Source organism: Streptomyces sp. CA-210063 (genome assembly GCF_024612015.1).
In the GTDB taxonomy this organism is placed as follows: domain Bacteria; phylum Actinomycetota; class Actinomycetes; order Streptomycetales; family Streptomycetaceae; genus Streptomyces.
Genome location: NZ_CP102512.1, coordinates 2,352,412 through 2,367,404, shown reverse-complemented (window position 1 = coordinate 2,367,404; position 14,993 = coordinate 2,352,412). Strand labels below are relative to the sequence as shown.

General features: G+C 68.7%; 13 protein-coding genes and 1 pseudogene. 7 read left to right on the top strand and 7 right to left on the bottom strand.

Going from position 1 to position 14,993, the window contains the following annotated elements; genetic code table 11:
- Positions 1-120: 120 nt before the first annotated feature.
- The gene (locus JIX56_RS10245; protein WP_257539197.1) at positions 121-810 is read left to right on the top strand and encodes a hyaluronoglucosaminidase; all 690 of its coding nucleotides are present in this window, start codon (positions 121-123) and stop codon (positions 808-810) included.
- Between the two features lie 12 nt (positions 811-822).
- On the top strand, positions 823-975 hold the full coding sequence (locus JIX56_RS10240; RefSeq protein ID WP_257539195.1) for a hypothetical protein: 153 nt from the start codon (positions 823-825) through the stop codon (positions 973-975).
- Positions 976-1,021: 46 nt separating this feature from the next.
- Here JIX56_RS10240 and JIX56_RS10235 read toward each other — a convergent pair whose 3' ends face one another.
- Both JIX56_RS10235 and JIX56_RS10230 read right to left on the bottom strand, forming a co-directional pair.
- On the bottom strand, positions 1,022-3,160 hold the full coding sequence (locus JIX56_RS10235) for a 3-hydroxyacyl-CoA dehydrogenase NAD-binding domain-containing protein (protein ID WP_257539193.1): 2,139 nt from the start codon (positions 3,158-3,160) through the stop codon (positions 1,022-1,024).
- A complete protein-coding gene (locus tag JIX56_RS10230) occupies positions 3,157-4,383 on the bottom strand; it encodes a thiolase family protein (RefSeq protein WP_257539183.1) in 1,227 nt (408 codons plus the stop codon). The genes JIX56_RS10235 and JIX56_RS10230 overlap by 4 nt, the downstream gene beginning before the upstream one ends.
- Before the next feature lie 431 nt (positions 4,384-4,814).
- Here JIX56_RS10230 and JIX56_RS10225 point away from each other — a divergent pair, with 431 nt between their 5' ends.
- The 3 genes and pseudogenes from JIX56_RS10225 to JIX56_RS10215 all read left to right on the top strand — a co-directional run bounded on the left by JIX56_RS10225 (position 4,815) and on the right by JIX56_RS10215 (position 7,957).
- Positions 4,815-6,131 (top strand): extracellular solute-binding protein, encoded by a 1,317-nt coding sequence (locus JIX56_RS10225; RefSeq protein WP_257539171.1) that lies wholly within the window; start codon positions 4,815-4,817, stop codon positions 6,129-6,131.
- On the top strand, positions 6,131-7,102 hold the full coding sequence (locus JIX56_RS10220; protein WP_257539161.1) for a carbohydrate ABC transporter permease: 972 nt from the start codon (positions 6,131-6,133) through the stop codon (positions 7,100-7,102). The genes JIX56_RS10225 and JIX56_RS10220 overlap by 1 nt, the downstream gene beginning before the upstream one ends.
- Positions 7,099-7,957: pseudogene (locus JIX56_RS10215) on the top strand (carbohydrate ABC transporter permease). The gene JIX56_RS10220 and the pseudogene JIX56_RS10215 overlap by 4 nt, the downstream one beginning before the upstream one ends.
- A gap of 25 nt (positions 7,958-7,982) precedes the next feature.
- On the opposite strand, the gene JIX56_RS10210 reads toward JIX56_RS10215, so the two are convergent.
- The 3 genes from JIX56_RS10210 to JIX56_RS10200 form a co-directional block, all read right to left on the bottom strand.
- Complete coding sequence (locus tag JIX56_RS10210) at positions 7,983-9,293, bottom strand: ribonuclease D (protein WP_257539151.1); 1,311 nt, start codon at positions 9,291-9,293, stop codon at positions 7,983-7,985.
- Positions 9,294-9,482: 189 nt separating this feature from the next.
- On the bottom strand, positions 9,483-10,142 hold the full coding sequence (locus JIX56_RS10205; RefSeq protein ID WP_033529424.1) for a helix-turn-helix transcriptional regulator: 660 nt from the start codon (positions 10,140-10,142) through the stop codon (positions 9,483-9,485).
- Between the two features lie 315 nt (positions 10,143-10,457).
- Positions 10,458-11,129 (bottom strand): DUF3000 domain-containing protein, encoded by a 672-nt coding sequence (locus JIX56_RS10200; RefSeq protein ID WP_257539142.1) that lies wholly within the window; start codon positions 11,127-11,129, stop codon positions 10,458-10,460.
- A gap of 186 nt (positions 11,130-11,315) precedes the next feature.
- Here JIX56_RS10200 and hemE point away from each other — a divergent pair, with 186 nt between their 5' ends.
- Positions 11,316-12,383, top strand: a complete 1,068-nt coding sequence (gene hemE, locus JIX56_RS10195) for a uroporphyrinogen decarboxylase (RefSeq protein WP_257539140.1) — start codon at positions 11,316-11,318, stop codon at positions 12,381-12,383.
- Between the two features lie 49 nt (positions 12,384-12,432).
- On the opposite strand, the gene JIX56_RS10190 is transcribed toward hemE, so the two are convergent.
- Entirely contained in the window at positions 12,433-13,107 is a 675-nt protein-coding gene (locus tag JIX56_RS10190) for a ScbR family autoregulator-binding transcription factor (protein ID WP_257539128.1), read from the bottom strand.
- Positions 13,108-13,177: 70 nt separating this feature from the next.
- Positions 13,178-14,146, bottom strand: coding sequence for an NAD-dependent epimerase/dehydratase family protein (locus tag JIX56_RS10185; RefSeq protein WP_257539126.1), 969 nt, complete (start codon positions 14,144-14,146; stop codon positions 13,178-13,180).
- A 68-nt stretch (positions 14,147-14,214) separates the two neighbouring features.
- On the opposite strand from JIX56_RS10185, the gene JIX56_RS10180 reads away from it, so the two are divergent.
- Positions 14,215-14,985 (top strand): SDR family NAD(P)-dependent oxidoreductase, encoded by a 771-nt coding sequence (locus tag JIX56_RS10180; protein ID WP_257539124.1) that lies wholly within the window; start codon positions 14,215-14,217, stop codon positions 14,983-14,985.
- The last annotated feature ends 8 nt before the right edge of the window (positions 14,986-14,993 follow it).

Below are 14,993 nucleotides of genomic sequence, written 5' to 3'. Positions count from 1 at the left end.
TGATCCACATGGCCCGGCCACCCCAGGACTCGCGACCGCCGGGGTTCCGAACCTCGTTGTGCGGATCTCGTGAAGCGTGATCACATGACCAACTCCATCAGACGGAAGGTGAGTACAGACATGGCAGTGGGACGCAGAGTGTTCCTCGGAGGCTTCACCGCCGGTGCGGTGACCGTCGCGGTCGCAGGCGCGGAGACGGCGGCCGCCGCGGGCGAGTACACGCAGTACACCGCGCCGGCCCAGTTCTACGGGACGTCGACGACCGAGCACACGGTCACCATCAACCACAAGGCCACGTCCGGAGAGAAGACCGTGGCACTCAACGTCACGTCGGACAACCCGGAAACCTCGGCCATGTACCTCAAGGGCGTGGAGACCGCGCACGGCACGCTGAAGATCTCCCACGTGGGCTACGCCGACGGCTCGGACCCTGGTTCCTCGGCTCTTTCGATCGACCTCCTGACCGCGGGAACCGCCGCGCAGGGCATCTTCGTCACCGCGAGCGACGCCCCGACCAAGGGCGCCCTGCTGGTCCTGCGGAACAACCCCGGCCTGGACGACTTCGTCGTCAAGGGCAACGGTACGACCGGCATAGGTATGGGCCGCGGGAACAATCCGCAGTCCCAGCTCCATGTGATCCAGAGGACCGGCGCGGCCTCGGCCATCCTCGCCGAGGGCGCGGTACGCCTGGCGAATGTCGCCACCGAGCCGACCGGCGCACCCGCCGCGGCGGGCGGCGGCTCCCTCTACGCCCAGGGCGGCAAGCTGTTCTGGAAGGCCGTCGGCGGCACCCCCACCCAGCTGGCGTAAAGGGACGCGAACGTGCAACTGACCCCCGACCAGCTCATCTCCGAGTTCCACGACGCCGTCATGGAGCTGTACTTCGCCCGTAAGCGCATTGCCCTGCTGGAGGCGGAGAACGCCGAACTGAAGGCTCGGCTCGCCGCGGCCGAAGGGGACGCGGCGGACACATGAGAAGAGGGCCCCCGCCGAAGCGGGGGCCCTCAACGGTGTCCCGTGGTTACGCGGGGACCGAAGCCACTCCGGCCTCCAGGAACTTCTTGCCGTTCACCCGCTCGCTGACGCCCTCACGGTCCAGGTACGGCGTGATGCCGCCCAGGTGGAAGGGCCAGCCGGCGCCGGTGATCAGGCAGAGGTCGATGTCCTGCGCCTCGGCGACGACACCCTCGTCGAGCATGAGCCCGATCTCCTGGGCGACGGCGTCGAGCACACGGGCCCGCACCTGCTCCTCGGTCAGGACGACATCGCCCTGCTTCAGGAGCGCGGCGACCTCGGGGTCCAGCTCCGGCTTGAAGCCGTTCTCTGCGGAGTAGACGTAGAAGCCGCGCTTGCCGGCCTTGACGACGGCGGCGAGGTTCTCGGAGACCGTGAAGCGGTCCGGGAAGGCCCGGTTGAGGGTCTCCGAGACATGCAGACCGATGGCAGGGCCGACCAGCTCCAGGAGCACCAGCGGCGACATCGGCAGACCCAGCGGCTCGACCGCCTTCTCGGCGACTTCGACCGGCGTGCCCTCGTCGATGACGTTCTGGATCTCGCCCATGAAGCGGGTGAGGATGCGGTTCACGACGAACGCCGGGGCGTCCTTCACCAGCACCGCGGTCTTCTTCAGCTTCTTGGCGACGGCGAAGGCCGTGGCGAGGGAGGCGTCGTCCGTCGCCTCGCCCCGGACGATCTCCAGGAGCGGCAGGATCGCGACCGGGTTGAAGAAGTGGAAGCCGACGACCCGCTCGGGGTTCTTCAGCTTCGACGCCATCTCGGTCACCGACAGCGAGGAGGTGTTGGTGGCGAGGATCGCGTGCGCCGGGGCGACCGCCTCGACCTCCGCGAACACCTGCTGCTTGACGCCGATCTCCTCGAACACGGCTTCGATGATGAAGTCCGCGTCGGAGAAGCCCTCGGCCTTGTCCAGCACACCGGTGACCAGGGCCTTCAGACGGTTGGCCTTGTCCTGGTTGATCCGGCCCTTGCCGAGCAGCTTGTCGATCTCGGCGTGGACGTAGCCCACACCCTTGTCGACGCGCTCCTGGTCGATGTCGGTCAGCACGACCGGCACCTCCAGGCGGCGCAGGAAGAGCAGCGCGAGCTGGGAGGCCATCAGACCGGCGCCGACGACACCGACCTTGGTGACCGGACGGGCCAGCGACTTGTCCGGGGCACCGGCGGGACGCTTGCCGCGCTTCTGCACCAGGTTGAAGGCGTAGATACCGGCGCGCAGCTCGCCACCCATGATCAGGTCGGCGAGGGCGACGTCCTCGGCGTCGTAGCCCTGCTGGAGGTCGCCGTTCTTCGCGGCGGCGATGATGTCCAGCGCGCGGTACGCGGCCGGGGCCGCCCCGTGCACCTTGCCGTCAGCGATGAACCGGCCGCGCGCGACGGCCTGGTCCCAGGCCTCACCGCGGTCGATGACGGGACGCTCGACCTCGACGTCGCCCTTCAGGACGTTCGCCGTCCAGATCAGCGACTGCTCCAGGAAGTCCGCGCCCTCGAAGATCGCGTCGGCGATACCGAGGTCGAAGACCTGCTGGCCCTTCAGCTGCTTGTTCTGGTTGAGACTGTTCTCGATGATCACCGAGACGGCCTTGTCCGCGCCGATCAGGTTCGGCAGCAGGGTGCAGCCGCCCCAGCCGGGGACCAGACCGAGGAAGACCTCGGGGAGGGAGAAGGCCGGGAGGGCCTTCGACACGGTCCGGTAGGAGCAGTGCAGACCGACCTCGACGCCGCCGCCCATCGCGGCACCGTTGTAGTACGCGAAGGTCGGGACGGCGAGCGCGGACAGCCGCTTGAAGACCTCGTGGCCGCCCTTGCCGATGGCGAGCGCGTGCTCGTGCTCCTTGAGCAGCTCGACGCCCTTGAGGTCGGCGCCGACGGCGAAGATGAACGGCTTGCCGGTGACACCGACACCGATGATCTCGCCGGCCGCGGCCTCCTTCTCGACCTGGTCGATGGCGGTGTTCAGGTTCGCCAGCGACGCGGGGCCGAAGGTGGTCGGCTTGGTGTGGTCGAAGCCGTTGTCGAGCGTGATGAGCGCGAAGCGCCCGGCGCCGAACGGCAGGTCGAGGTGGCGGACGTGCGCGGACGTCACGACCTCGTCGGGAAAGAGCTCGGCCGCGCCCTTGAGAAGATCGGCGGTGGTGCTCACTTGTCGCCTCCGGCGTCCTTGTGGTGCGGGTTCTCCCAGATGACCGTGGCGCCCATGCCGAAGCCGACGCACATCGTGGTCAGGCCGTAGCGGACCTCGGGCTGCTCCTCGAACTGACGGGCGAGCTGCGTCATCAGACGCACACCCGACGAGGCGAGCGGGTGACCGAAGGCGATCGCGCCGCCGTACTGGTTGACGCGCGCGTCGTCGTCGGCGATGCCGTAGTGCTCCAGGAAGGCCAGGACCTGGACGGCGAAGGCCTCGTTGATCTCGAACAGACCGATGTCGTCGATGGACAGCCCCGCCTGGGCGAGCGCCTTCTCCGTCGCCGGGATCGGGCCGTAGCCCATGACCTCCGGCTCGACACCCGCGAAGGAGTACGCGACGAGGCGCATCTTCACCGGGAGGTTGTTCTCCCGGGCGAAGTCCTCGGAGGCGATGAGCGAGGCGGTCGCGCCGTCGTTGAGACCGGCCGCGTTACCGGCGGTGACCCGCCCGTGGACGCGGAAGGGGGTCTTCAGACCCGACAGGTTCTCCAGGGTCGTCCCCGGCCGCATCGGCTCGTCGGCGGTGACCAGGCCCCAGCCCGTCTCACCGGCCTCGGCGTTGGTGCGGCGGACCGAGATCGGCACCAGGTCGGCCTGGATCTTGCCGTTGGCGTACGCCTTGGCGGCCTTCTCCTGCGAGCGCACGGCGTACTCGTCGGCGCGCTGCTTGGTGATCGTCGGGTACCGGTCGTGCAGGTTCTCGGCGGTCATGCCCATGAAGAGGGCGGACTCGTCGACCAGCTTCTCGCTGACGAACCGCGGGTTCGGGTCCACGCCCTCACCCATCGGGTGGCGGCCCATGTGCTCGACACCACCGGCGATGGCCACGTCGTACGCGCCGAAGGCGACGGAACCGGCGACCGAGGTGACGGCGGTCAGGGCGCCGGCGCACATACGGTCGATGGAGTAACCGGGCACCGACTGCGGCAGACCGGCGAGGATGCCGGCCGTACGGCCGATGGTGAGCCCCTGGTCACCGATCTGCGTGGTCGCGGCGATGGCGACCTCGTCGATCTTCGCCGGCTCCAGGCCGGGGTTGCGGCGCAGCAGCTCCCGGATCGCCTTCACGACGAGGTCGTCGGCGCGGGTCTCGTGGTAGATGCCCTTCGGGCCCGCCTTGCCGAACGGGGTGCGGACGCCGTCGACGAAGACGACGTCCTTGACGGTACGAGGCACGATGGCTCTCCTCCAGAGGTGCGGGACGGCACTGCTGCGATACGCAACCGCTGAGCGGGCGCTCAGCCCCATGCTACTTGCGAGTAACAGTGCTGCACACCCCTGAGTGGGTGAGCGGCGAAGGTCACATCGGGTTCGCGCGTTACCGCCGGTTACCTGCACCCACCTTAGGGGCGCGGGGAACCGCGCGACCAGTCACGACGCACCGGTGGTCCCGTGCGGCGCTCGAGGGGCGGGCGCGGTGGATCCCCGAGGAGGGAGTGCAAGCAGCACGCACCCCGCTAAACCGGTCCAGTCCGGGTCATCGACAGTCCCGCGAAATCTTTCGGCAGCCTTGGCGAAATAGGGGCTTTATCGGTTCAGTGGCGACTGTCAGAGTGCCGAACCAGCCAACCACCCGTGCTCGTCCGTCCCGAACGGAGCTGGTGCACATGTACCACCGAAGGACGCTCACCGGAACACTGCTCGCCGCGGCCCTGCTGGCCTCGGGCTGCACAGGAAGCGGAGGCAGCTCGAAGGGCGCCGACGCCAAGGCTCCAGAGGACCCGTCACAGGTCTCCGGCACCATCAAGGTCCTCACCCATCGCACCGACATCGTGCAGGACGGCACGATGAAGAAGTACGCCGATGAATTCAACAAGACCTATCCGAAGGTGAAGGTCGAGTTCGACGCGATCACCGACTACGAGGCCGAAGTCAAGATCCGTATGAACACGGAGAACTACGGCGACGTCCTCATGATCCCGGCCGTCATCCAGAAGAACGACTATCCCAAGTTCTTCGCCTCCCTGGGCACCCAGGAGGAGCTCGGCAAGAAGTACCGCTTCACCGGCTTCACCACGGTCGACGGCAAGGTCTACGGCCAGAGCCCGATGGGCGCGACCCCCGGCTTCCTCTACAACAAGAGAATCTGGGCCGAGGCCGGCATCACCGCCTGGCCCACCACCCCGGCGGAGTTCCTCACCGCGCTGAAAGCCATCAAGTCCAAGACCGACGCCATCCCGTACTACACCAACTTCGCCGCCCAGTGGCCGCTGACCCAGTGGACGTACATCAACGGCTCGGTCAGCTGCGACACCGCGGCCACCACCCACCTCGCCGAGGGCGATCCCTGGGGCGAGAACGGCGAACTGCGCGTGGGCGACCGGCTGCTGTACGACATCGTCGACCAGGGCCTGATCGAGAAGGACCCGACGACCACGAACTGGGAGAACTCCAAACCCGAGTTGGCGAAGGGCCGGATCGCCACGGCGTGGCTCGGCAGCTGGGCGATCATCCAGTTCCGGCAGGCGGCCGAGAAGGCCGGAGCCGACCCCGACGACATCGGATTCATGCCGTTCCCCGCCCGGGTCGACGGCAAGGCCTGCGCGACCGCCAACCCCGACTACAACCAGGCCGTCAACATCCATTCCGAGCACAAGGAAGCGGCCCGCGCCTGGATCGACTGGTTCACCGACAAGTCGGGCTACGCGGCGGACAACCTCTCGATCTCGACACTCAAGGACGACCCGCTGCCCGAGGTGCTCAAGCCGTACGAGGAGGAGGGCGTCGAGCTCATCGAACTCGACGACACCGAGGGCGGCACGGTCAAGGACATCGACAGCGCCTCCGAGGTCGGCATCTACGGCCCCGCCTACCGCCAGGAACTGGTCGACCTCGCGCGCGGCGCCAAGGACGGCGACGTCGACGACTTCCTCGCCGACCTCGGCAAGCGCTGGACCGAGGCACAGAAGACCGTGGGGTCCTGATGCCCCACCCGCGTACGACCGACCCCTCGCACGCGACGGAGAAGGTGGCGCGGCCCTCGACGGCCGCGCCACCGCCCCCCACGCCCCGGCGCGCGCCACGCAAGGTGCGCCTGTGGCGAAAGCTCACACCCTGGCTCTTCCTGGCCGCCCCGCTCGTCCTGCTCGCCGTCTTCACCTACGCCCCGGTCGCCAACATGCTGGCGTACAGCTTCACCGACTGGGACGGCGTCAGCCCCGAACTGAACTACACCGGCGCCGACAACTACGTCGAGATCTTCACCCGCCCCGAGCTGTTCCGGGTCTTCTTCGTCAGCGGCTACTACCTGGCCGCATCAGCCGTCCAGATAGCGGCCGCCCTCTACTTCGCGACAATCCTCAGCTTCAACGTCCGCTTCCGGAATCTCTTCAAGGGCATTCTCTTCTTCCCGTACCTGATCAACGGCGTCGCGATCGGCTTCGTCTTCCTCTACTTCTTCCAGGACGGCGGCACCCTCGACTCGGTCCTCGCCCTCTTCGGTCACGAGTCCGACCGGGCCTGGCTGTCCACGTCCACCTCGGCGAACATCTCCCTCGCGGGCGTCTCCGTGTGGCGCTACATGGGCCTGAACTTCGTGCTCTTCCTCGGTGCGATCCAGTCGATCCCGGGGGAGTTGTACGAGGCGGCCGAACTCGACGGCGCGGGCCGCCGGCACCAGTTCCGGTACATCATCGCGCCGGGCATCCGCCCGGTGTTGAGCCTGAGCGTGATCCTCTCGATCTCCGGCTCCCTGTCGGTCTTCGAGATCCCGTACATCATGACGGGCGGCGCCACGGGCACCGAGACCTTCGTGATCCAGACCGTCAAGCTCGCCTTCCAGTTCAACAAGACGGGCCTCGCGTCCGCCGCCGCGGTCGTCCTGCTGCTGATCATCCTGGCGGTGACGTGGCTGCAACGCCGACTGGTCCCCGACGACAGGGTGGACCTCGTATGACGACAGCGACGACACCAACTCCGGTGATCCGCAGGCGAGTCGCCCGCACCCTCACCTACCTGTCCCTGGTCGGCGCGTCGGTCATGGTCCTCCTGCCCCTTCTCGTGGTCCTGCTGACCTCGCTCAAGACCGAGCGGCAGATGGCGGACGACAGCGGCGCCCTCACGCTGCCGGACAGCTTCCTGAACTTCGAGAACTACGCGACGGCCTTCCGCGACGGAGAGATGCTCGCCGCCTTCGGCAACACGGCCTTCATCCTCGCCTTCGCCATCACCGGAACGGTCCTCATCGGCTCGATGGCGGCCTACGCGATCGACCGCTTCACCTTCCGCTTCCGGAAACTGGTCGTCGCCCTCTTCCTGGTCGCCACCCTCGTCCCCGGCGTCACCACCCAGGTCGCGACCTTCCAGATCGTCGACAGCTTCGGCATGTTCGACACCCTCTGGGCCCCGATCGCCCTCTACATGGGCACCGACATCGTCTCGATCTACATCTTCCTGCAGTTCGTGAGATCGATCCCGATCTCTCTCGACGAGTCAGCCCGCCTGGACGGCGCCAACGCCTTCACGATCTACCGAAAGATCATCTTCCCGCTCCTCAAACCCGCGACAGCCACCGTCGTCATAGTCAAAGGGATCACCGTCTACAACGACTTCTACATCCCTTTCCTCTACATGCCCTCCGACGACCTCGGCGTGATCTCCACCTCCCTCTTCCGCTTCAAGGGCCCCCTTCGGCGCCCACTGGGAAACGATCTCGGCAGGAGCGGTATTGGTGATCCTGCCGACCCTGATCGTCTTCCTGGCGTTGCAGCGCTTCATCTACAACGGCTTCACGAGGGGAGCGACGAAATAGGGGCGCCTCGATGACACGGACGCCCCTACGGCGACTGGTCCCCCTTGGCCTTGGCCGTCGCGGACAACGCCCCCACCAGCACCGGCGTGACCAGCTCGACCTGCCAAGCCCGAGCCCCATACCCCGCGAGCGCCGAACCCACGGACTCCGCGTCCAACGACTTCGGCGGTTCCCAGCAAAGCCGCCGAACCGTATCCGGAGTAATCAAGTTCTCCTGCGGCATGGTGAGCTGCTCGGCCAGCGCGGAAACCCCGGCCCGAGCGGCGGACAACCGCGCGGCCGCCGCCGGATCCTTGTCGGCCCAGGCCTTCGGCGGCGGCGGCCCCGTCACCGGCTGCCCATGCGCCGGCAACGCGGAGTCCGGCAGGGCCCTGGCCCGATCCACCGCGGCCTGCCACTGCTCCAGTTGCCGGCGCCCCATCCGATGCCCGAACCCGTTCAACGCGGCCAGCGCCTGCGCGTTGACCGGCAGGGCCAACGCCGCCTCGACGATCGCCGCGTCGCTCAGCACCTTGCCCGGCGACACATCCCGCCGCTGCGCGATCCGGTCCCGCGCCTCCCACAGCTCCCGCACGACCGCCATCTGCCGCCGACGCCGTACCTTGTGCATCCCGGACGTACGACGCCACGGATCCTTACGCGGCTCGGCGGGCGGCGCGGCCGCGATCGCGTCGAACTCCTGGCGGGCCCATTCGAGCTTGCCCTGCCGGTCCAGCTCCTTCTCCAGGGCGTCCCGCAGGTCCACGAGGAGCTCCACGTCGAGCGCGGCGTACCGGAGCCACGGCTCGGGCAGCGGGCGGGTCGACCAGTCGACCGCGGAGTGGCCCTTTTCGAGGACGTAGCCGAGGACGCCCTCGACCATCGCGCCGAGGCCCACCCGGGGGAACCCGGCGAGGCGGCCGGCCAGCTCGGTGTCGAAGATCCGGGTCGGGACCATGTCTATCTCGCGCAGACAGGGCAGGTCCTGGGTGGCCGCGTGGAGGACCCACTCCACCCCGGAGAGCGCCTCGCCGAGGCCTGAGAGGTCGGGGCAGGCGACGGGGTCGATGAGCGCGGTGCCCGCGCCCTCGCGGCGAAGCTGCACCAGATAGGCCCGCTGGCCGTAGCGGTATCCGGACGCGCGTTCGGCGTCCACGGCGACGGGGCCGGAGCCGGCGGCGAACGCGGCGATCACCGCGGCGAGCGACGACTCGTCGGCGATCACCGCCGGAATGCCGTCCCGTGGCTCCAGCAAAGGGATGGGCGCCCCCGCTTCAGAAGATCCGCCGTCGTCCGGAGGGGCGCCTCCGGTGGTTCGCAGGGTCCTGTCTGCTGCGGTCTCTTGGGCGTCGGTCACCTGTCAAGGGTATCTGTGTATGGACATGGCCCGCCGACGGAACGTTCCGTCGACGGGCCTCCCAGGGGCGTAAACCAGTCACGTGTCACACGTGTCAGTGAATGTTTCCGGCGAACCGGGAGAGGCCGGGCATCGATGAACGATCCCGGCCTTTTCCTGTCCAGGGCGTGGCCCTGTGCGCCCTCGGCGTCAGTGGATGATCCCGGTGCGCAGCGCCACCGCCACCATGCCGGCGCGGTCGCCGGTGCCGAGCTTGCGAGCGATGCGGGCCAAGTGGCTCTTGACCGTGAGCGCGGACAGGCCCATCGAGACGCCGATCGCCTTGTTCGACTGTCCCTCCGCGACCAGGCGCAGCACCTCGACCTCGCGGCCCGAAAGCTCCCGGTAGCCGCCCGGGTGGCTCGGGGCGCCCGGGGGGCGGCGGTGCATACGGGCGGCGGAGCCGATGGGGGCGGCACCCGGGCGGGTGGGCAGTCCGATGTTGGTACGAGTGCCGGTGACGACGTATCCCTTCACACCGCCCGCGAGGGCGTTGCGTACGGCGCCGATGTCGTCGGCCGCGGAGAGGGCGAGGCCGTTGGGCCAGCCCGCCGCGCGGGTCTCGGACAGGAGGGTCAGGCCGGAACCGTCCGGCAGGTGGACGTCTGCGACGCAGATGTCACGGGGGTTGCCGACACGGGGACGGGCCTCGGCGATGGACGAGGCCTCGATGACGTCGCGGACACCGAGAGCCCACAGGTGGCGGGTGACGGTGGACCGAACACGTGGATCGGCCACGACCACCATCGCGGTCGGCTTGTTCGGACGGTAGGCGACCAGGCTTGCGGGCTGCTCGAGGAGAACGGACACCAGGCCTCCTGGGGTGCGGGACGGGGGCCGGCTCGCTGGGCTCGTGGGGTTGAAGCCAGGACGAACCGTACTTTCAAGGTCACAGAGGTCTTCGGCACCAAACCTCTGCTCCTTTAGAGAATGATCACGATTTGGTGAGTAACAATCCGTGCAATTCGGACACGTCTTCGATCATCCGAAGGCCAAACGGGGTCGCTTCACGTCGATACGCGGCCGAAAGTGGCCGTATCGACAAAGTGATGGTTTAGATCGGCGTGGTTGCTCGCACGCAAAAAGGACCGTGCTCCGTGGAGCACGGTCCTCAAGGTGAAGGGTTCAGCGGGTCTGCGGTCCCCGCCGCTGCGGCAGTGTCACGACGGCCGCGTCCCCGGGGTCGACCGCCGGCGGCAACCCCGCGATCTGGGCGAGCAGGTCGCACCACGAGGCGAGATGGGACGCGGTGTCGGGGACGCCGCCCAGGACCTCACGCGGTGTCCACGACGCCCGGATCTCGATCTGCGACGCGGCCGGCCGTGTCGCCAGTCCGCCGAAATAGTGCGAACTCGCCCGCGTCACCGTGCCGCTCGGTTCGCCGTACGACAGCCCCCGGGACTGCAGCGCGCCGGTCAGCCATGACCAGCACACCTCCGGCAACAGCGGGTCCGCGGCCATCTCGGCCTCCAACTCCGCGCGGACCAGGGTCACCAGCCGGAAGGAGCCCTGCCAGGCGTCGTGCCCCGCCGGGTCGTGCAGCAGGACGAGCCGGCCGTCGGCCAGGTCCTCGTCGCCGTCGACGACCGCGGCCTCCAGGGCGTACGCGTACGGGGCGAGCCGCTGTGGCGGTTTGGTCGGGTCGATCTCGATCTCCGGCCGCAGCCGGGTGGCCCTCAGCGCTTCCACGGCGGAGCGGAACGGCAACGGTGCCGTCTCCATCGCATCGCGCTCCCCCTCTTTCGCGTCGTCCATCCCGCCAGCGCCGTCCGACAGTCGTCCCTGAGCCGCAGCCATGCCGGAACATTAAGGGGAACGGGGCCTCGGCGCAGGGCAAGACACCCGTGCGCTGGGTCACTGTCGGATCGCGCTCAGCGAACGGAGGGCGCGCCGACGGCCGGAAGCGGTGGCCGGAAATATACGGGTCCCGGTTGTCCACAGCCCGGGCCGTCGCTGTCAAGCAGGCGTGCGAGACTTTGCTTCGTGAGTGCCAACGCCAGCCCCTCGGGCCACCAGCCGACCGCCACATACAACTCCGCCTTCCTGAAGGCGTGCAGGCGCGAGCCCGTGCCGCACACACCGGTGTGGTTCATGCGGCAGGCCGGGCGCTCACTGCCGGAGTACCTCAAGGTGCGCGAGGGCATCGGGATGCTGGAGTCGTGCATGCGGCCCGAACTGGTCACGGAGATCACTCTCCAGCCGGTCCGCCGGCACCACGTGGACGCGGCGATCTACTTCAGCGACATCGTCGTCCCCCTCAAGGCCATCGGCATCGACCTCGACATCAAGCCCGGCGTCGGCCCGGTCGTCGAGAAGCCGATCCGCAGCCGCGCCGACCTCGCCCAGCTGCGCGACCTGACCCCCGAGGACGTCTCCTACGTCACCGAGGCGATCGGACTGCTCACCGCCGAGCTCGGCGAGACCCCCCTCATCGGCTTCGCCGGCGCCCCCTTCACCCTCGCCAGTTATCTCGTCGAGGGCGGCCCGTCCCGCACCTACGAGAACGCCAAGGCGATGATGTACGGCGACCCCGAGCTGTGGGCCGACCTGCTCGACCGACTCGCCGGGATCACGGCCGCGTTCCTCAAGGTCCAGATCGAGGCGGGCGCCTCCGCCGTCCAGCTCTTCGACTCCTGGGCCGGCGCGCTGGCCCCGTCGGACTACCGCCGCTCGGTGCTGCCCGCCTCTACGAAGGTCTTCCGGGCCGTCGAGTCCTACGGCGTCCCGCGCATCCACTTCGGCGTCGGCACCGGTGAGCTGCTGGGCCTCATGGGCGAGGCCGGCGCGGACGTCGTCGGCGTCGACTGGCGCGTCCCGCTCGACGAGGCCGCCCGCCGCGTCGGCCCCGGCAAGGCGCTCCAGGGCAACCTCGACCCGACCGTCCTGTTCGCCGGCACGGAGGCCGTCGAGACCAAGACCCGCGAGGTCCTCGACACGGCCGCCGGCCTGGAGGGCCACGTCTTCAACCTCGGCCACGGCGTCATGCCCAGCACGGACCCGGACGCGCTGACCCGGCTCGTGGAGTACGTCCACGAGCGGACCACGCGCTAGACGTTCGAGAACGCCGGGTTCACCAGCCGGGCCGTGCACGCGTGCCGGATCAGTCGAGAACCGGCTTGGGTTCCGTTGCGCCGCCGTCGAGAGCGCTCACCTCTGCGACCACTTCGGCGGCACGGCCCTCGGAGATGATGAGGCAGGCCAGCGTGCCGGGAGTGGCGATGCTCGGCAGCAGGTGCTGATAGACGCCGGCCACGCGGTGCTCCAGGTCCTCGCGGTCGCTCAGGGTCTGGGACTGGAGCTGGGCGCCGGTCCAACAGGCCGAGATCACCCAGGCCGTCTCCTCCGGGTTCACATGGGGCAGCAGCTCACCCTGGGCCTTGGCCTCGGTGAGCAGCCGGGTGGAGAGCGCGATCCAGCCGGGTATGGAGCCACCGCCGAAAACCTTGCGCATCTCGGGGCCCAGGGAGAGCCGGGCGCCGGCGCTGAGCAGTGGTTCACGCTTCATCCGGTACGCCAGGACCAGACCTATGTCGATGAGCTCCTGCAGCTTGCTCGTGCGCGGTGGTACGCCGGCCTCCGCGTACTGTGCCCCCAGGACGCCTTCGGCCAGCGACCGTTTGGACGGGAAGTGGAAGTACAGGGCGCCCTTGGTGACTCCGGCCCGAGCGAGGATCTCGGTGATCGTCGCCGCCTCGTACCCGAATTCGTCGAAGACGGCCGCCGACGCTTCCAAGATCGCGCGACGGGTATGGAGTGCGCGCGCCTGTCGTGCCATTTCCAGCCTCTCGTTGAGGAACGCTGATGGAAACCCCCCACTATAATTATCAAACCGGCAAGTCTGTATTTTATGTGGCCTCTCCACTGTGATGGCTGCGGTACCAAGGGCTGTAGCGGACGAAGGCGTTCTCGAAGGAAGGACCCGGGTCCGTGGAGACCGCCTTCCAGAACCGGTCGCTGTTGTACCAACGGTCCGTGGTGAGCATGGCCAGTTGGCGCCGGATGAGCGGGTCGTCAGGCGCGCCGAGCCGCTCGGCGGCCTCGTCGGCGGCGAACTCGCCCTGGTGCTCGGGGATTTCGAGGTGACGCGCCACAGTCGTGATCAGATCACGTACGGTGACTGGTTCTGGGTGGCTCGCGTGCAGGACCTGACCGGTGGGGAGCCGGGGAAGGAGCGCGAGTTCCGCGATCGCTGCGGCGAGGCTGTCGACCGAGACGAGTGACAGTCTGGCCCGCCCGCCTGCGGGCCAACGGGGCACGCGCCGTATCAATCCGACGAGGGCGGGGATCAGCCAGGTGTCGCCGTCGCCGTAGATGAGGTAGGGGCGCAACACGGTTCCGCCCGCGGCCACGACCAGCCGCTCTCCCGCGAGGCGGGTGACGCTGGTGGGCGAGGTGGGGCTCTCGTCCAACATGCCTTCGGCCGCACCGCGGTGCGGGCCGTTCCCGTAGACCGCGGCCGTGCCGAGTTGGATGAAATTGCCGACCCCCGCGCGCTTCGCCTCGGCGAGGAGGGCGCGGGTGCCTTCCGTGTTGACCAGCCGGCACTCTTCCTCGGTACCCCCGATCCGGGCGGCGAGATGAAGGACGGTGGTCACGCCGTCGCAGATGCCGTGCAGGCCGGCCGGATCGGACAGGCTGCCCCGCACGATCTCCACGCCGCGGCCGGCCGGCGCACCCGCCAGATGCGCCGGGGCCCGGTGGTGGACGAGAACACGCAGGGCGGGGCAGTGCGGCGTTACGGCGAGGAGGTGCTCCACGACATGGGAACCGACGAAGCCGGCGCCCCCTGTCACGAGTATGCGCTGAGAGGTCAACGGACGTCCTTCACAGATGTGTTGGGGAGTGGATCACGATGTGTGAGGCGGTGCTACTGTCTTTCACCATGACCGTCGGTGGCAATCTGCTCGAAGGCAAGTCTGTTCTCATCACAGGTGCCAGCGGCGGGATCGGAGCTGCTGCGGCCCGCGTCTTCTGCGACGAGGGTGCCGCTGTGACGCTGGTCGCACGGCGGGAGCCGGAGCTGGCGAAGCTCACCGAGGGACTGGTGGCCGCGGGACACCGCGCCCGGTACGCGGTCGCCGACATCACGCGGCCGGCGGATGTGGAGCGGGCGATCGCCACCGCTGTCGAGGAGTTCGGGACTCTGGACGCCGCCTTCAACAACGCGGGGTTCGCCGGGCCGCCCGGTCCGCTGCACGAGCTGGACGACGAGACCTACGACGCGGTGATGGACGTGAACGTCCGCGGCCTGTGGAACTGCCTTCGAGGCGAGGTGGCGTCCATGCTCACGAGCGGCGGGGGATCCATCGTGAACAACAGCAGCACCGCCGGGTTGGTGGCGACCGTGGCGAACTCCGCGTACATCGCGTCGAAGCATGCCGTGATCGGGCTGACCAAGGCGGCCGCCAACGAGTACGCGCCGCAGGGCATCCGGGTCAACGCGCTGGCCACCGGCGCGACGCGCACCGACATGATCGCCGCATGGATGGCCGAGGACCCCGCGCGGGAGAACGCCATGGCGAGCAAGGCCATGCTCCGGCGGATCGCCGACCCGTACGAGATCGCGCACGCCGCGGCCTGGCTGTGCAGCGACCGGTCGTCGTACGTGGTGGGAGCCACCCTTCCCGTAGAGGGCGGTCGGCTCGCGCGCTGAGCGGGACG